Source organism: Bacillus haynesii (genome assembly GCF_001969855.1).
In the GTDB taxonomy this organism is placed as follows: domain Bacteria; phylum Bacillota; class Bacilli; order Bacillales; family Bacillaceae; genus Bacillus; species Bacillus haynesii.
In genome coordinates, this window is record NZ_MRBL01000013.1 from 170278 (window position 1) to 188414 (window position 18137).

Consider the following 18137-nt stretch of genomic DNA (forward strand, 5'->3'; position numbering starts at 1 on the left):
CTTCTTTTTATGAAGCAAAAGCTTCTGCAGCCGCCGCCAAATAATACGAGAGGCCTGTTTGCTGATTTTCAAGCATTCCGCGATGAAAATCATCTTCGATAAAGAAGCGTGTCTGCGTCTGAAAATCTTCGGGCGTGATCCCCAAAAACTTGAGGTGCCGTTTAATTGCGGTCTTCACTTGTTCATGGTCGTGTTTGACTCCGTCTCTGAGCGCTTCGGCCATTCCATTCATAAAACGGGCCGCCTCTTCAGCTTTTTCATTCATTTCTTCCGCTATGATCGGTTCCCCTTTCAGCAAATCGACATCATACGTCTCCTTCAAATAGCGGTTCTGTTCAGCGAGTGCATCCTCCCATTCCCCGCTGCTTGAAAACCCTTTAAACATGCTCGATTGATCCATTGCTTCTCCTTTCCCGGCCTGCTGAATCGAGAGATCGATCGTAGAAATAAGCTGTTTTACCCTGTCCAAACGGGCAGTAAAAAGACGTTTTTGCTCAGACAAAATCGTCAGTCGATCAGCTTCACCGTCCAGTATTTGCTTAATTGCCTTGAGCGGAAATTCGAGCTCCCGATAAAACAAGATGTGCTGCAGCCGTTCCAGCTCTTTTACCCCGTAAAGACGATAGCCGGCATCCGTCACCTCTGCGGGGCATAGAAGGCCGATTTTATGGTAGTGGTACAGCGTTTTGATCGTGATATTCGCCAAGCGAGCCACTTCTTTTACCGTATAGAGCATCAAACCTCACCTCGTCTGTCATGTTAAAGGGTGCCCTAAGGGCGGAGTCAATCCATTACATGGCCTTTTTTTTATTTTTTTTCATTTTCACATAAGCGACTATGCAAATAAAAGCGGGAAGGATCACCTGCATCGGCAAATGGACATATAATGGAACAAACTCGATTCCTTCTTTAACATGCTCTGAAATGTTACTGGCAATAGAGACGGACAAAATCAAAATGATAATGCCGATGACATGAACAATTTTGGAGGGATTTTTAAGCTTGAATAAAACGGTCACACCTTCGGTTACGGCATACATGAAAATGCTCATCTTAAAAAAACCGCCAATCACCAACACGAGCATGAAAAATACATCAAGCCTGTCCAAGAATTCGGCTACTTGAATCGTCTGGATCGTACTCAGCAATGGAAAGCGCGACCGCATATTGAGGTCGACGCCGAGCACGCTGATGTTCAATGCGACATTAAAAGCCAGGATGATGCCGCTGATGGCGATTCCCAACAACCCGGCTTTTTTCGCTTGTTTCTTTTCCTTTAAATACGGCAGGATCAATGTAAAGACGATAATTTCTCCAAACGGAAAATAAAGTGTTTGCGTGAACACGGCATGGAGCATCGGACCGGGGCCGTTTCCGAGAATAGGCAAAAGCTCTTTCGGTTTAACCAAGCCTGACGAAACAATCAGGATGAGGCCCGTGACAGCAAGCCAAAACATGATGCCAAACAGCAGCTCGCCTGAACGGGCCAGGACCTCGATTCCTTTCCTCACGGTAAAAATACAAACTGCAATCAACAATCCATTCGCGAAGATAATCGGTGTGTTCGGATAAGCCGATGTCAGCAGCATTTCGCCAAAATCGCGTAAAACCCTTGCCGCAATATAACAATAATAAACAATGTAGATAAAAGAGAGGCCCCAGCCAACCGGTTTTCCAAAAATATTCATCAGCGTTTCATAGGGAGAGGCATCAGGATTCACCTGGTAGAAAAAGTGGTGCATCATAAACAAAGCCAGCCCTCCGACTGTTCCGAACAAGATCGCGATCCAGGCGTCCTGTTCGGCAGATTGTCCAGGAAAAATCAGCAGAGAGCTGCTGAGTTCAAACAGAACAATCAGCACGAACAGCTGTGCAGCACTGATTTTTGCTTTTTCCATTTAAAGCCCTCCTCTCTCTTTCATTCAAGAACGCCCTTCATGATGATTCAAAATGTTCGGGTTGTTCCTTAAACCTGTTCTCCTTACATATGCGTTAACCGTAATGTCGACATCTGTGTCAGGAAAGTACCGGTTGCTCCACTCGCCCTCCATCTTTTTCCACACTTCCGGGTGGGTGCGATAGACAACATCACCGAATTGCAGAACATCCGTCTTGTTTCGCTTAACAACGTCAATCGTATTCTGCAATTCATTTTTCAGTTCCTTTGCCACCTTTCTTTCGATGTCGCTCAGCACTTTTGGATCATCCAGGTGAATCGGCACAGTTGTTTCGCCGATGTCCCCTTCCATGTCGACGTCAACCGAAATCGCCGGCTTGCCGTTTTTCAGGTGAGAGCTGACTTTTGTTTTTTGGCGGATGACGTCAAATGTGACGGCATCTTTCTCGTGATTCACTGGAATTGTCAAATACGTCCTGCTGATTTTATTGCGCAGCCATAAAACGCCTCTCGCGGTTTTGCCTTCAAGCCAATTGACGAGTTTGCCCTCTTTAATGACTGCCAAGCCGTCCGCTTCGACTATTGCCTCAGGAGATGTAGACTGCACGTTTTCCATTTTTTCACCCTTTTCCTTATTTCCGGTTACTTTAAAGGAAGAAATAATCGGGTGCTTTGCCTTCGATGTTAAGCACTTGATGACATCCTGGACGCTCGTTTTCATTTGTTCTCCCAAATGCTTTTCAGTAAATTGCAGCGTTTTGTTTACTTTATTTGACGGGATCTTATCGATCGGCGTCAGCGTCCGGATGAATGTTTTCGCTTTTTGGCCGCGGGAAATAATAATCGTCGCCGTTGAACGAAAATCGGTGTCCCGGTCAAGAACATCAAGAATTTTAATCAAGCCTTCTTCCTTAGCGAGTTTTTCATCAACAACCAACAAGTTGGTGTGAGAGTAATAAATCTCCCGCGACATTTTCGCTGACGCATGCCTGCTCATTTCCGTCAGATTGTTTCCCGTCACAGAATAACTTGAAACCGGCGGCCTGTCTCCTCCCTGTCCGCCTTGAAGGCCTCCTGTCACATTGATCGGATTGACGATCTGATAGCTCAATTCGTAATCTGTATCTTTACCTTTATCAATACCGATAGCAGTGATCAGCAGCAAATCTGTCAGCTCTCTTTTATCCCAGCATCCTTGAAGAAGAACAATGGCGGCCAATAGGAGCACAATTTTAAGGCTTCGTTTCATTTTGATCACCATCTTCTTGTTTTGTCTTCATATCGCCTGACTCCGGCGGCTCGGGTTTCTGGTATTCTCCTTGGCGCACCTTATTGTCATTACCGATCAGTTCAGGCCGCTTCTCATGTGTCCACCAGGGCAAACGAACGATGGAGTCGCCCCAGTTTTTTAAAATAAACGGCGCAAAAGGAGTCATATATGGAACACCGAACGAACGCAGGCCGCATAAATGGACAAACATGATGATCAGTCCAAGAATAATGCCGTAAAAACCAGTCGTCGCCGCGGCTAATATGAAGAAAAACCGAACGAGCCGGGCGGATATCGCCATGGCGAAAGAAGGTGTAGCAAAACTTGAAATCGCTGTGATCGCTACGACGATGACCATCGCCGGCGACACAATCCCCGCCTGAACGGCCGCCTGCCCAATGACGATGGCTCCCACAATCGAAACGGCTGAACCTATCGCTTTCGGAAGCCGGATGCCCGCCTCCCGCAAAATTTCAAACGAAACTTCCATAATCAGAGCTTCCACCACAGCCGGGAACGGAACGATTTCACGCTGCGCGGCAATTACGATCAAAAGCTCCGTCGGGATCATTTCCTGATGAAACGTCGTCGCACCAACGTAGACGGCAGGCGCAATAAGCGAAATAAAAAAGATCAACACGCGTAAAAAGCGGATGAACGTCGCAATGTCAAAGCGTGAATAGTAATCCTCAACAGATTGAAAAAATTGAATAAAAACGGCAGGGACAAGCAGGACAAACGGTGTACCGTCAACAAAAATGGCGATTCTTCCTTCAAGCAGATTCCCTGCGACCATATCCGGCCTTTCAGTATGATATACCGTCGGAAAGGTCGTAAATACGGCGTCTTCGATAAACTGTTCAATATAACCCGATTCAAGGATGCTGTCGATCTCAATGCTTTCCATCCTTTTTTTGACTTCTTTCACCGTTTTCGGATCGCACACCCCGTTGACATACATGATTGCCACATCGGTTTTTGTGACGCTTCCCATCGTCGTTTTTTCAACCCAAAGATTCGGGTTTTTAATGATTCTGCGCACCAAAGAAATATTCGTGTCGAGAGCTTCGATAAATCCTTCACGTGAACCGCGGAATGCCTGCTGATTTTCAGGCTCCTTAATCGAGCGCTTTTCCCCGCCTTTCGTGGTCGTAATAACCGCTGTTTCCGTCCCCTCGGCCAAAATGATCGTATCCCCTGCCATCAAAGATTCAAGCAGTTTGTCCAATCGCTTTTCTTTTTCGACACCGCCCAGTGCAACGGCATCACTTGCAATCGTCTCAAGAACCTCTCTGCTGTACTCCTTTTTCGCCAATTCTTTGGAGTTCATGATCGATTCCAGCAAAAAGTCATGGATCGCTTTCTCATCTGTAATGCCGCCGACATAAATGACGGCTATTTCGATTTTTTCGTCAGCGCCCGTTTTTAATTTACGGATGACGATATCCGCGCTGTTTCCGGTCAATTCTTTAATCATGCTCAGGTTTTCGGCAAGCAAGGGACGCACAAACCCAGACACCTTTACGGTTTCCGGGTTCTTATCTCCGCTCATAAGAGATTCTTGTTTGTTATCTTTTTGATGACGACCTTTAAAAAAGAATGGCATGGCTGTCAGAATCCCCTTTTCGTTTTTCATATTTTTCCTTGCAAAAGCACATTTATACTATTCCCGGGCGAATAGTGCTTTATGAAAGGAGAAAAAATAACGGGGAACGGAGAGTGGTGCAAAGTTGAAATTAATCGGAATCGGGCTTTTATTATTTGCTTCCTTAGAGGCTTTTGCCGTCATCCTCGATGTATTTCAAGGCATGACTTTGCAAAGAGCCATGATAAACTCACTGACGTTTGCCATCTTAGAAGTGGGCGAGTGGATCATAATCCTTTTATTTTTGTTTATCATTTTTCTCGAAGCCTCGGCAAACTTTCGCAAGAAGAAAAAAAGGACATAAAAGGCTCCCTATCAAAAGGGAGCTTAAACTTCGATATTGCCATTGACCGTATCTGTCTGGTGGGAATGGATGATTCCTTTTACAATCGTATTGCCGATGATCAGCGTTTGCCTTGACGTGTTGGTTTGAATTGCTGTCACTCTTGCAGCCGTATTGCTGCGGAGTGTGTTGTTGAGGATCGCTGAGTCCGACGATTGGTCAAGATAAATGAGGATGGCCGGCAAGGACGGCCTGCTGACCGTTATCGTATTACCGATAACTTCGTGTGTTCCGCGAGTGAGATACATCGTGACGACCAGCGGTGAATCTTCAATGTAGTTTCCGATTATTTTTGTATGCTGATTTGTCGAGCAGTATATTGGAAAGTTTCTGAAGTCGGTGATGGTGTTTTGCTGAATGACTGCGGAAGCCGTATTTGTGACGGATACAGCATATGACTCCGGCACCGTTTGAAAGCCGGAAGGCGAAATAAAGTTTCCTTCTATCACAGCATTTCCTTGCGATATCCATATGCCCCTGGAGAATTGCTTAATGACGTTATGCTTCATTACGACGTCGGCCCCTGTGCTCCTGACCGCAAGAACGACATTTGCGATATGGTTGCCGGAAAACGTTACATTGTCCGATTGCGTAATGCTGAGAGCGGTGCCGGACCTTTGTTCAGGGACGTCGTTTTCAATATGATTTCCTTCAATAAAGATTTGCGACGCTTGATAAGCAAGAATTCCGGCATTTACAAAATCACGGATTTGATTCCCCGTAGCAAAAACGCTTTTTCCGCGGATATCGATGCCTGTCGTAAAACCGGAAATCAAATTTCCCTTTATGAGGGCATCGCTTCTTTTTTCCAAAGCCCCTACACCGAGGCCGTTAATTCCGGTGCTCTGTCCGGTGAATTCGGGGTTTTTCTTGATGATATTATTTACAATCGTCGTTCCCGTTCCATAGCCGTATGAAATGGTGCCGTCTGCGACATTGCCTTCGATGATGACAGAAGTGCCGTTGAAATTGGAAATGGCATTGTTGATATTGCCTTTTAAGACGTTGTTTCGGATGATGACATTGACGGGTTCTTCATAGACGATGCTGCCTTCACTATAGCCTTCTATATCAATGCCAAAGCGAGGAGCGGTCCCGTTGCCTGTCCCTGCATCTGTAATTTCGCATCCTTCAACAAGAACATTGTCACACCCTGTGATTGACAAGTTATTTCTTCTGGAGCGCCTAATTTCACAGTTGGTTACCTTAATACGCTCTGACGGCTTATAGCCTTCTCCTCCGTTGCTGATAATGATTCCGTCTCCTGTAAAATCGGCTATTCTCACGTGTTCAATGACGACATTTGACGCCCCTTCGATACAAATTCCGAATCCCCATTCATGAGTCGGCCTCGGGGCCGGTGTATATGTGTGTTCATCTCTTTCCCCAATGATGCTGCCTCCGGATATTTTCACATTGGATGTTCCGCCTATATAAAAAGCAGCGTATCCCCATGAGCTGTTCGGCTTTACCTTAATGACGGCCTCCGCGTCCATCAAAATTTCAATATTCCCCGGAACATTGATGCCAGCGCCGCGAAACGGAACCTGCGGGTCGCCGTTTTTCGTCCCGTCAATCAGGTACGTGCCGTTCGGTATCCATACCGTGTTGTATCCCATCGACTTTGTCCACGCCAAACATTCGTTGATCGCATTTGTGGAGTCTGTTTTGCCGTCGCCGACAGCACCGAACTTTGTCACGTCAACCACTATCATTCTCATTTCATCAGGTTGCTGCTGCACGCTGTTTTCAGCCTCCTTTTGTAAAACGGTTCGCGTTATATATATATGCCAATCTAGTAAACTCCGCTTGTACATGAATAGATAAAATTTTATTAAAAAATCTTTCAATCCAAATTTTCTTCCAAAATTTTTTTCTATCCGCTTGTAAAGCGCTTCACAACTTGTGGCATCATCGATCAAAAATTCAAATCGATTGAAGGTGTATTGACACGAACATTATATAAGAATATGATTTTTATAATAGACATAGAAAGAGAAGGAGTATTGCGAATGTCAAACCATCAAAAAGAAACTTTTCAAAACATTCCGAAAAAGGGGTTTTTTGGACATCCCCGCGGACTCTTCACTTTATTCTTCACTGAATTTTGGGAGCGCTTTTCATACTACGGCATGAGAGCCATCCTTATCTATTATTTGTATACAGAGGTGACAAAAGGCGGCCTCGGGTTTGATCAAACCACAGCGAACTCGATTATGGCCGTATACGGTTCCCTCGTCTATATGTCCGGCATTATCGGAGGCTGGATAGCGGACAGGCTCCTCGGAACTGCAAACACCGTGTTTTACGGCGGTGTGCTCATTATGTTCGGACACATTCTGTTGTCTTTCCCGGGAAGCGTTCCCGCGTTCTTCATCAGCATGTTCCTGATCATCATTGGGACAGGCCTTTTAAAACCAAACGTATCAAGCGTTGTCGGCGATTTATACAGCCCTGAAGACACTCGCCGCGATTCAGGTTTCAGCATCTTCTATATGGGGATCAACCTTGGCGGATTTCTTGCGCCGATTATCGTCGGCACAGTCGGTCAGACATACAACTACCATCTCGGCTTCAGCCTTGCTGCCATCGGCATGTTGTTCGGGCTGCTGACCTATTTAGCAACACGGAAGAAAAACCTCGGATCTGCCGGAAGAACGGTACCGAATCCACTGACACCCGCTGAAAGAAAAATGGTGTTTGGACGGATTGGAATCGGTGTTTTGGTGATCGCTGCCATCTTTGGCTATTCCACCTTTATGGGTTGGATGACAATCGAGCTGTTTACGATGATCGTCAGCTGTCTCGGCATTTTGATCCCGCTGATTTATTTCATCGTCATGTTTAAAAGCTCCAAAACGACGAGTGATGAACGTTCACGTCTCACAGCTTACATTCCGCTGTTTGTCGCATCGATGATGTTTTGGGCGATTCAGGAACAAGGGGCCAATATTTTAGCCACTTATGCAGATAAACGCACTCATTTAGAATTTTTAGGTGTCCAATTGCACTCATCTTGGTTCCAGTCGCTGAATCCGTTGTTCATCGTTATGCTTGCACCGGTTTTCGCATGGATTTGGATGAGGCTCGGAAACCGCCAGCCGTCAACGCCGACGAAGTTTTCACTCGGGTTGATTTTAGCCGGACTATCATTTGTCGTCATGATTTTCCCTGCTTACATCAACGGCACTGAATCGCTTGCCAATCCAATGTGGCTTGTGCTGAGCTTCCTGATCGTCGTTCTCGGGGAATTGTGCTTGTCTCCAGTCGGATTATCCGCAACGTCAAAGCTAGCTCCTGCGGCTTTCTCAGCGCAGACGATGAGTCTATGGTTCCTGTCAAACGCTTCTGCACAGGCCATCAATGCACAGATCGTCAGATTTTACAGCGTTGATACCGAGATCGCCTACTTCGGCATCATCGGCGGTGTATCCATCCTGCTCGGAATCATTCTGATGTTGCTGTCACCGAAAATTCAGAAATTTATGAAGGGTGTCAATTAAAAAGCAACAGGCTGATACTCCTTTTCTCCTGTTTTTTGCAGGATTTGCTTCTTGTCCAGCGAATAACTGATGAATCAATCAGCGCGGTATGGGAGGATAAAATTTGGAGATCAAAAAGACGGCAAAGTCCGAATTTGTTGGTGTTGGCTTTTCACAAACCGTTTCATTCGAAGAAGCCCAGGCAAAAAAGCTCCACGGCGTCATTCAGCAGCTGAAAGACCGGCGCGGAGAAATAGTCGATATTCAAGAAGACAGCGGCATGTGGGCCATATCAGATCATCACGGCGAAGAGGAATTCACTTTTTATATATTAATGGAGACGGAGAACCTTCCTGAATCCCTTCCGGAAGGAATGATCAGCTATCATGTGCCCGCTCTGACTATGCTCATACCAGGCATCCGCAGCATGAGCGGCCTGAAGTGACTTATCAAAAAATATATCAATGGATCAAAAATCAAGGTCTTCGTTTAAACTGTGACGCTTTTACACAACTGGAATTTTACCCGATGGATCAGGATTTAAACGAGCTTGCGTTTGATATATACATTCCGATTCAATGAAAAACAGAGAATACTCGCGCTGTTAAAGGCAACCCCCGGAAAGAATTCCGGGGGTTTTCTTTGCGGATTCGTATTCTAAATATCGGCAACCTCCCTTTTAACAAAATTTTACATTTTCTCAAATGATAATTTTCATTGATTTGCTAGTATAAGTGTTATCAAAAGGAGGTTAAGATATGATCTTTTACAAAACGCTCGCTTTTTCAACACTTGCAGCATCATTATTGTCTCCCTCATGGAGCAGTCTCCCCCATAACGAAGCTGCAGCTCATAAAGACTTCACAGTGACTGCAGATGCAGAAACAGCGCCGGTGGATACCCCTGACGACGCGGCAGATGACCCGGCGATTTGGGTTCACCCGAAGCATCCAGAAAAAAGCCGGCTGATCACAACAAATAAAAAATCGGGCTTAATCGTCTATGATTTGAACGGAAAACAGCTTGCGGCCTATCCGTTTGGCAAATTAAACAATGTCGATCTGCGCTACAATTTTCCGCTCGATGGCAAAAAAATTGATATTGCCGGGGCCTCAAACCGGTCAGACGGCAAAAACACGGTTGAAATTTACGCCTTTGACGGCGAAAAAAACAAGCTGAAGAACATCGGCAATCCTCAAAAACCTATTCAAACCGATATCCAGGAGGTCTATGGTTTCAGCCTGTATCACAGCCAGAAAACCGGCAAGTTCTACGCCATGGTGACCGGAAAGGACGGAGAATTCGAGCAATATGAACTGTTTGACAACGGAAAAGGACAAGTCGAAGGCAAAAAGGTCCGCTCATTCAAAATGAGCTCTCAAACAGAAGGGCTTGCAGCAGATGATGAATACGGCAAAATGTACATCGCCGAAGAAGACGTTGCGATTTGGTCTTTCAGCGCCGAGCCAAACGGCGGAGATAAAGGAAAAATCGTCGATCGCGCTGGCGGACCGCATTTAACCGCTGATATTGAAGGGCTGACGATTTACTACGGGGAGGACGGAGAAGGGTATTTAATCGCGTCCAGTCAGGGCGATAACCGTTATGCCATCTATGACCGGCGCGGGAAAAACGACTATGTCACCGCTTTTTCAATTGAGGACGGTAAAGAAATCGACGGGACAAGCGATACCGATGGAATCGACGTCATCGGCTTCGGCCTCGGCAAAAAATATCCATACGGAATCTTTGTCGCTCAAGACGGCGAAAATACGGAAAATGGACAACAGCTCAATCAAAACTTCAAAATTGTCTCCTGGGAAAAAATTGCCGACGCGCTGGACGACAAGCCTGATATCGATGATCAGGTCAATCCCCGAAAACTGAAAAACCGAGCCAAATAACGACGGATCCGCGGGTATTTCCCGCGGATTTTTCACATCCCTTTATGTTAAGATAACGATTAATGGAGGGATGGTATTGCGTCTAAATCTTTATGCTGTAGTGTTTATCATGTTGGCTGTTTTATCAAATGTGGTGTTTCTCAGCGTTTTTAATCAAGGTGTATTGGCGTACATTTCAGCTGTTATCTTCCTGCTCGCTGCTGCATGTTGCACGAAGCGTCAGCCTGAAAATTGAGGATTCCTAGGCCTTACGGCTTCTCCGTAAAATGCTCGTTCCGTAAGGAGGCAGTTTGAGCGCGCCTTTTTTCCGGGTTCCTTTTAAGACGTCCGTAAAGGCTTCTTCCGGAAGCGTGACACTTCTGTTTTCCGCTGTAAAATTCATCACGAAAATATAATCGTGGCGGCCGTCTGTGCGGAGCTGGGCGGTGACGCCTTTCGGGAGCTCTGTATCGAGCACTTTGACAATCCCGCACTCTTCAATAAGCCTGGATATAAACGTCTCTTGGAACGCCGCCTCATTCCTTGAAGCGATATAGTAGGCCTTCCCGTCTCCGAACAAATTGACCGTCAGCGCCGGCCGGCCTGCGTAAAAATCTTCCCCGTACACAGCGAGCGCTTCGGCCCCTTCTAAATGAATCAGATCGCAAAGCTCGCTTGCTTCATAGCTTCCGCATAACCCGAGCCGGTTATCTGCGTCCATCACAATCGTGTTTTTTTGTCCGTCATGAAGGGCATCGATCTCCTCAGACCAAATGCCGAGCGTTTTTCTTAAGCCGCCAGGAAACCCTCCCTGGAACACAAGATCATTCTCATTAACAATGCCCGACCAATAAGTGGCGACAAATGTACCTCCGTTTTGAACAAACTGTTCAATCCTTTCAGCGATGCCTTCCTTCAGCATGTAGAGCATCGGGGCGACCAAAAGCTTATAGCGGGAGAAATCGGCCTCCATGTGAATCACATCAACCGGTACGCCCTCCCGCCAAAACGGTTCATAAAACGATTTGGCGGTCCGTTCATAATGCATCCCGATATTGCGCGGACCTTGGGCATCTTCCAAAGCCCAGCGATTCTCCCAGTCAAATATAATCGCGGCCTCGGGTTCGACTGTCGTTCCTGCGACATCCTCCAGTTTTTCGAGCTTTTCCCCGAGCGTTTTCACTTCCTGAAAAACGCGCGTATGCTCTGATCCCTCATGATCAACAACTGCCCCGTGAAATTTTTCGCTTGAGCCGCGACTTTTCCGCCATTGAAAATACTGAACAGTGTCCGAACCGTGAGCGACTGCCTGTAATGATGACAATTCATGCATACCGGGGCGTTTCAGCTTGCTGACATCCTGCCAGTTCGTCATGCTCGGCGTGCTTTCCATCAGCATGAACGGCCGGCCGCCTTTAAGAGAACGATTGATATCATGAACAAAAGCAATATCGGCTCCAAGCCGACTGTCTTCCTGCCGGCTGTTGTGCCATGACGGATAAGAATCCCATGAGATGACATCAAGCAAGTCGGCAAACTTCCAATAATTCAATCCGGCGTACGTCCCCATAAAATTCGTCGTCACGGGCAGATCAGGGTTAAAAGAACGGACATGGGCGATTTCATGCCGGCAAAAATCAACCGTCTGATCCGTGACAAAACGTTTCCAGTCCAAATTCAGACCGTGAACGGCATCCTCGCCGTGCGGAGCGGGCGACTCGATCTCGTCCCAACCTGTATAGGTATGGCTCCAAAACGATGTCCACCATGCATGATTAAGGCGGTCCAGCGTTTTGTATTTCGCGAGCAGCCACTCTCTGAACTTGTTTTGGCAAAGTTCACAATGGCATTCTCCGCCGTATTCATTGGAGATATGCCAGCCGATGACAGCAGGGTGATACGCATAGCGCTCCGCAAGCTTTCCGTTTATAATCGCCGTTTTCCTTCGGTAAACAGGCGACGTATAGCAATGATTGTGCCGCTTTCCATGAAGGTTTCTGACCCTGTTGCGCTCCGTTCTCAGCACCTCCGGATACTTTTTGGACATCCAGGCCGGTCTGGCACCGCTCGGTGTAGCCAAGAACGCATAAATTCCGTTTTCCTTGAAAGTATCAAGAACCTGATCGAGCCAATCAAATGTAAACCTTCCTTCTTCAGGCTCGAGCGAAACCCAGGAGAAAATGCCGACAGACATCACATTGCAGCGTGACAGCTTCATCAGGCGGATATCTTCTTTTAAAACGTCTGGATATTTAAGCCATTGATCCGGATTGTAATCGGCTCCATGCAACAGTCGGGGAACTTTCCGGCTGACCGGGGGATACGGTTTGACCATCTTAAAGTTTCATCCTTTCTTCCTCGTTTTCATATGACGCGGAGACGGACATTAAACGCTTTCAAAAACAGGTTGTTAGATTATATACTCTGTTTTCTTCCCTCTTTCCTGCCTGGTGGATGAATTTTCCTGTATGATTGAATTTCTCTTTCTTTATTTGTAAAATATATTCTATCATTAACATTTTTAACTTTATTTCCATACACTTGACTAAATCAACTATTTTATTATAATTGATTAAAGCAACGATTTACAGGAAGAGAGGTTCTGAGATGACGGAAATCAATCATTCTATCACATTAAAATTCAGAAAGTTCAATCGATTCTACACAAATGTGCTCGGTTTTCTGAATGAACATATTTATGACAGCCCCTTTTCATTGACGGAAACCCGGATATTATTCGAAATTCACAATACGGCCGATTGTACAGCCAAACTGCTTCAAGATACGCTCGGCTTGGACAGGGGCTATGTCAGCCGGATCCTGAAGCGGTTTGAAAAGGAAAATATGGTCTATAAAAAGAGAAGCGAGGAGGACAGCCGCAACCACTATATCTATTTAACCAGCTTCGGTGAATCCATTTATAAAAAGCTGGAGGCAAAAGCCAATCAGCAAATCGAATACATGCTGAAGCATATCGACGGCCGCCATCAGGAAAAGCTGACAGAGGCGATGAATACAATTCAATGCATATTGTCGGAACACCTGCCTCCCGAAAAGTCGACCGTTTCCATAAGAGATTACTATATATCGGACGATATCAAACTGATGATCGAAAAACAGCGAGCCTTTTACGGGAAGACACACGGCTGGGACGATTCATTTTTGGATTACCTTCACGAAACATTTGATGCCGATATCGAAAAAATCTGGATCGCGGAGAGCGCCGGAAGGTTTGCGGGATGCGTCGGGCTCGTTAAACACCCCGGCAAAACCGTGCAGCTCAGATGGTATCTGGTCGACGCCGCTTTTCGGCATCAGGGAGTCGGCACGCGCCTTTTGAAGCATCTCATCGATTATTGCAGAGAAAATCAGTTTGAGCGGATTTTTCTATGGACGGTAAGTACGATGGCTGAAGCGCGGCCCTTGTATGAAAAATTCGGATTCAGACTGACGGAAGTGAAAGACGAGACTTTATTATGGGGGCAGCGGCTCCGGGAAGAACGCTGGGATGCCGAGTTAGGCTGACGAAATGGAGGATCTATGAAACGGAAAATACACTACGCCTGGATTATCGTTTTTGTGACGTTTTTGACGCTTTTGGCCGTTCAAGGAGTGCGCCTTTCTTTCGGGGCCTTTATTCAGCCTTGGGAAGAGGAATTTTCAATGGACAGAGGCACGATTTCGCTTATATCCATGCTGAGCTTTATTGTCTACGGCGTATCCCAGCCTGTGATCGGCAGGCTTGTCGACCGATTCGGACCGCGGATCATTTTATCCCTCAGCACGCTTCTGGTCGGCTTGAGCATCTTTTTTACATATCTCGTGACTTCTCCATGGCAGCTGTTTATTTTGTACGGCATCATCGTTTCTCTCGGCGTCGGCGGTGCGTCGAATGTCGCATCGACCGTGATCGTGACCAACTGGTTCAATGAGAAGCGAGGGCTTGCATTCGGCATTATGGAAGCGGGATTCGGTGCGGGACAGATGCTGCTTGTCCCTGGATCGCTCATGATGATCCACTGGTTTAACTGGAAAGTGACTGTCATCGTTCTCGGATTGTTTTTAGCTGTTATCGTATTTCCGATCGTCATCCTGTTATTGCGGAATCATCCTTCGGAAAAGAATGCACAGCCGATCGGCGGCTCTCAGGGCAGCGAGATCAAAGAAGAGCCGGACGCCCAGCCTAAAAAGATTCCATACAAAGCTGTTTTTCTCAAAAGGACGTTTTGGTTCCTCGTCTTGCCGTTTTTCATTTGCGGATTTACAACGACGGGGTTAATGGATACCCATCTTATCCCTTTTTCGCATGACCACGGGTTTTCGACCGAAGTAACAAGCGCCGCTGTCAGCCTGCTGGCCGGGTTTAACATCATCGGCATTTTGATTTCCGGCGTCGTCGCTGACCGCTGGAGCAGCCGAAAAATTTTGTGCTTTTTATATGCCGTAAGGGCGCTGTCGCTTGTCATTCTGTTGTCGAGCCACAACTCGATGCTCCTGCTTTGCTTCGCGGTTTTGTTCGGTTTGGTCGACTTTGCGACCGTCGCCCCGACGCAAATGCTCGCAACCCAGTATTTCAGGCAGTACTCCGTCGGGTTCATTCTCGGCTGGCTGTTCCTCAGCCACCAGCTCGGTTCGGCGCTCGGCGCTTATTTGCCGGGCGTCTGGTACAGCCAAACAGGCAACTATAACCTGTCTTTCTACCTTTCAATCGTTATTTTAGCGGTAGCAAGCATTTTGAACATCCTGCTGCCGGAACCTAAAAAAATAAATCCAACACTGAATCAGGAAGGCCGTTCCGTCCAGCAAAGCTAATGAAGAAAAACCTGTTTTTGAACATCAAAAACAGGTTTTTCTTTATGAATTAAGAAGTTTTATTCTTATTGTAAATATCAAATGCAACGGCAATCAGAAGGACAAGGCCTTTAATCGCTTGCTGCCAGTCGATGCCCAGACCGAGCAGCGACATGCCGTTGTTCATAACCCCCATAACAAGACCGCCGATGATGGCCCCGCCGATCGTGCCGATACCGCCGTAAGCCGAAGCACCGCCGATGAAGCAGGCCGCAATAGCGTCAAGTTCAAACAGGTTTCCTGCTTTCGGAGTGGCCGCATTTAAACGGGCGGCAAAAATCAAGCCGGAAAGGGCGGCTAAGACGCCCATATTGACGAAGACCATAAAGGTGAGCCGTTTTGTTTTGATTCCTGAAAGCTCGGCCGCTTTTTCATTGCCGCCGATCGCGTAGATTCTCCGCCCGATGACGGTTTTTTTCATAACGAATGTGTACCCGGCGATTAAGACGAACAATGTGATCAAAATGAGAGGTATGCCTTCGTACGTCGCGAGAATGTAGGTAAAAAGGTTGATAATGGCGATGATAAAAAACACCTTAACTGCAAACAGACCTTTTCCCTGCAAGTCAAATTGGAATTTCTTCTGCATGTTTCTCTGCTGAAGCTGATACACGAGATAAAGAATCGACACACCCGCTCCGGCGACAATTGTCGTCATATGGAGCGTGCCTCCGTTCAGCCAGTCCGGAATAAAGCCGGACGCCATTTTTTGAAAGGACACAGGAAATGGCGCGATCGATTTCCCCTCAAGCACGATCATCGTGAGTCCTCTGAACAAAAGCATTCCCGCCAGCGTCACGATGAAAGCCGGAATCTTGACATAGGCGATCCAAAACCCCTGCCATGCGCCGATTGCCGCTCCCAGAAGCAACGACAGGACGACCGCCGCGAACAGCGGCATATCGTTTTCGATGATCATCATTGCGGAGACGGCGCCGACAAAAGCGGCGACTGAACCGACTGACAGATCAATGTGTCCCGTGATGATGACGAGCATCATCCCGATGGCTAAAATGAGAATGTAGCTGTTTTGCAAAATCAGGTTCGTAATGTTCAGCGGTCTCAGCAAAATTCCGTCTGTCAGTATTTGAAACAGCAGCATAATAAACACGAGCGCAATGACCATGCTGTATTTCCGGATGTTCTGTTTATACATGTCGCGAAACAGCTGAAAGTAACCGGGCTGAGCGCGGTCTTTATCCGTTTGCACCGGTGTCTGCATACGCCTCTCCCCCTCTCTTCATGCGGATGGTCATATATTTCATCAGCTTCTCCTGATCAGCTTCTTCTTTGGAAAATTCGGCGGTGATTTCCCCTTCACACATCGTATAGACTCTGTCGCACATCCCCAGCAGCTCGGGAAGCTCCGAAGAGATCATGATAACCGCTTTACCTGCTTCGGCAAGCTGATTGATGACGCCGTAGATTTCGTATTTGGCGCCGACATCGATGCCGCGCGTCGGTTCATCCAGAATTAAAACGTCAGGCTCCGCAAAAATCCACTTGCTCAGCATGACCTTCTGCTGATTGCCTCCGCTTAAATTTCCGGTCCGCTGGCTGATATCGGGCGTCTTGATGTTTAATTTCCGGCGAAAATCCTCCGCTTCATGTTTTTCGCGCCGTTCGTCCATCACCAATCGGCTCGACACCTTATCCAATTTGGACAGCGTAATGTTTTCTTTAATGCTGTCCTCCAGAATCAGACCGTTTCCTTTCCTGTCCTCCGTCACATAGACGATGCCGTTTTTAATGGCTTCTTCAGGGTGGCGGATGCAAAGCTCCCGCCCGTCTTTTTCGATTGTGCCGGAGATGTTTTTTCCGTATGACCTTCCAAAAATGCTCATCGCCAGCTCCGTCCTTCCGGAGCCCATTAGTCCGGCAATTCCTGCGATCTCTCCTCTTTTGACGGAAAGGGCCGCCATGTTAACCACTTTGCGATCCTGTTGAAGCGGATGGTGAACTGTCCAATCCTTCACTTTAAAGATGACGTCTCCGATCTTGGCGCTTCTGTCAGGATATCGGTTTTGCAGCTCCCTACCGACCATGCCTCTGATAATCCGGTTTTCGGTCAATTGCCCGCTTTGAACATCAAGCGTTTCGATCGTTTGTCCGTCCCGGAGCACGGTAATCGAATCTGCGACTTTCGTGACCTCATTTAATTTATGGGAAATCATAATTGAAGAGATCCCCTGTTTTTTCAGTTCGAGTAAGAGCTGCAGCAGATTCTCGCTGTCAGCTTCATTTAAAGCCGCCGTCGGTTCATCCAAAATCAAGAGCTGCACCTTTTTTGCCAAAGCTTTGGCGATTTCAACAAGCTGCTGCTTTCCGACGCCGATTTGGGAAACGAGCGTATCCGGAGAGTCATGAAGCCCGACTTTTTTCATTAATTCGAGTGTTTCCAGCTTTGTTTTACGCCAATTGATGACGCCGCGGCTGGCCTGTTCATTGCCCAAAAAAAGATTTTCCGCAATGGAAAGCTGGGGGACGAGCGCCAGCTCCTGGTGAATGATGACGATCCCCGCTCCCTCGCTTTGCTTAATATTTTTGAATTGGCATACTTCCCCTTTATACAATATGTCGCCCGTATACGTACCGTACGGATATACACCGCTCAGCACCTTCATCAAGGTCGACTTGCCCGCCCCGTTTTCCCCGCAGAGGGCATGGATTTCGCCCGCTTTAACGCGGAGGTGGACATTGTCAAGCGCTTTGACGCCGGGAAACTCCTTCGCGATGCCTCTCATCTCCAAAATGCAATCGGACATC

At 47.0% G+C, this 18137-nt stretch carries 15 protein-coding genes; 7 read left to right on the forward strand and 8 right to left on the reverse strand.

Features of this window, described 5'->3' with window-relative positions; translation table 11 throughout:
- Window positions 1-7: 7 nt before the first annotated feature.
- Genes BTA31_RS12170 through BTA31_RS12185 form a run of 4 tightly spaced genes read right to left on the reverse strand, consistent with a single transcriptional unit; the run spans window position 8 to window position 4773 of the window.
- Entirely contained in the window at window positions 8-736 is a 729-nt protein-coding gene (locus BTA31_RS12170; protein ID WP_076791881.1) for a MerR family transcriptional regulator, read from the reverse strand.
- Window positions 737-791: 55 nt separating this feature from the next.
- The gene (locus tag BTA31_RS12175; protein WP_043925994.1) at window positions 792-1898 is read right to left on the reverse strand and encodes a GerAB/ArcD/ProY family transporter; all 1107 of its coding nucleotides are present in this window, start codon (window positions 1896-1898) and stop codon (window positions 792-794) included.
- 24 nt (window positions 1899-1922) lie between these two features.
- Window positions 1923-3146: a Ger(x)C family spore germination protein gene (locus BTA31_RS12180; protein WP_076791884.1), complete on the reverse strand. Its 1224-nt coding sequence runs from the start codon at window positions 3144-3146 to the stop codon at window positions 1923-1925.
- Window positions 3130-4773 (reverse strand): spore germination protein, encoded by a 1644-nt coding sequence (locus tag BTA31_RS12185; protein ID WP_076792004.1) that lies wholly within the window; start codon window positions 4771-4773, stop codon window positions 3130-3132. Before BTA31_RS12185 ends, BTA31_RS12180 begins: the two co-directional genes overlap by 17 nt.
- Before the next feature lie 124 nt (window positions 4774-4897).
- Here BTA31_RS12185 and BTA31_RS23840 point away from each other — a divergent pair, with 124 nt between their 5' ends.
- Complete coding sequence (locus tag BTA31_RS23840) at window positions 4898-5116, forward strand: YczF family membrane protein (protein WP_043925991.1); 219 nt, start codon at window positions 4898-4900, stop codon at window positions 5114-5116.
- A gap of 23 nt (window positions 5117-5139) precedes the next feature.
- On the opposite strand, the gene BTA31_RS12195 is transcribed toward BTA31_RS23840, so the two are convergent.
- Window positions 5140-6876, reverse strand: coding sequence for a right-handed parallel beta-helix repeat-containing protein (locus tag BTA31_RS12195; RefSeq protein ID WP_076792006.1), 1737 nt, complete (start codon window positions 6874-6876; stop codon window positions 5140-5142).
- 291 nt (window positions 6877-7167) lie between these two features.
- On the opposite strand from BTA31_RS12195, the gene BTA31_RS12200 reads away from it, so the two are divergent.
- The 4 genes from BTA31_RS12200 to BTA31_RS23030 all read left to right on the forward strand — a co-directional run bounded on the left by BTA31_RS12200 (window position 7168) and on the right by BTA31_RS23030 (window position 10776).
- Entirely contained in the window at window positions 7168-8658 is a 1491-nt protein-coding gene (locus BTA31_RS12200; RefSeq protein WP_076791888.1) for a peptide MFS transporter, read from the forward strand.
- A 103-nt stretch (window positions 8659-8761) separates the two neighbouring features.
- Window positions 8762-9082 (forward strand): hypothetical protein, encoded by a 321-nt coding sequence (locus tag BTA31_RS12205; protein ID WP_076791891.1) that lies wholly within the window; start codon window positions 8762-8764, stop codon window positions 9080-9082.
- A 313-nt stretch (window positions 9083-9395) separates the two neighbouring features.
- On the forward strand, window positions 9396-10541 hold the full coding sequence (locus BTA31_RS12210; protein WP_076791894.1) for a phytase: 1146 nt from the start codon (window positions 9396-9398) through the stop codon (window positions 10539-10541).
- A 76-nt stretch (window positions 10542-10617) separates the two neighbouring features.
- Complete coding sequence (locus BTA31_RS23030) at window positions 10618-10776, forward strand: hypothetical protein (RefSeq protein WP_167370609.1); 159 nt, start codon at window positions 10618-10620, stop codon at window positions 10774-10776.
- A gap of 6 nt (window positions 10777-10782) precedes the next feature.
- Here the strand turns inward: BTA31_RS23030 and BTA31_RS12215 are convergent, their stop codons facing one another.
- Window positions 10783-12855: a beta-galactosidase gene (locus BTA31_RS12215; protein ID WP_076791897.1), complete on the reverse strand. Its 2073-nt coding sequence runs from the start codon at window positions 12853-12855 to the stop codon at window positions 10783-10785.
- 272 nt (window positions 12856-13127) lie between these two features.
- Here BTA31_RS12215 and BTA31_RS12220 point away from each other — a divergent pair, with 272 nt between their 5' ends.
- Window positions 13128-14045 (forward strand): bifunctional helix-turn-helix transcriptional regulator/GNAT family N-acetyltransferase, encoded by a 918-nt coding sequence (locus tag BTA31_RS12220; protein ID WP_076791899.1) that lies wholly within the window; start codon window positions 13128-13130, stop codon window positions 14043-14045.
- 15 nt (window positions 14046-14060) lie between these two features.
- Entirely contained in the window at window positions 14061-15332 is a 1272-nt protein-coding gene (locus BTA31_RS12225) for an MFS transporter (RefSeq protein ID WP_076791901.1), read from the forward strand.
- A 49-nt stretch (window positions 15333-15381) separates the two neighbouring features.
- On the opposite strand, the gene mmsB is transcribed toward BTA31_RS12225, so the two are convergent.
- A complete protein-coding gene (mmsB, locus tag BTA31_RS12230) occupies window positions 15382-16593 on the reverse strand; it encodes a multiple monosaccharide ABC transporter permease (RefSeq protein ID WP_043925985.1) in 1212 nt (403 codons plus the stop codon).
- On the reverse strand, window positions 16568-18136 hold the full coding sequence (gene mmsA, locus BTA31_RS12235) for a multiple monosaccharide ABC transporter ATP-binding protein (RefSeq protein WP_076791904.1): 1569 nt from the start codon (window positions 18134-18136) through the stop codon (window positions 16568-16570). The genes mmsB and mmsA overlap by 26 nt, the downstream gene beginning before the upstream one ends.
- Window position 18137: the final 1 nt, after the last annotated feature.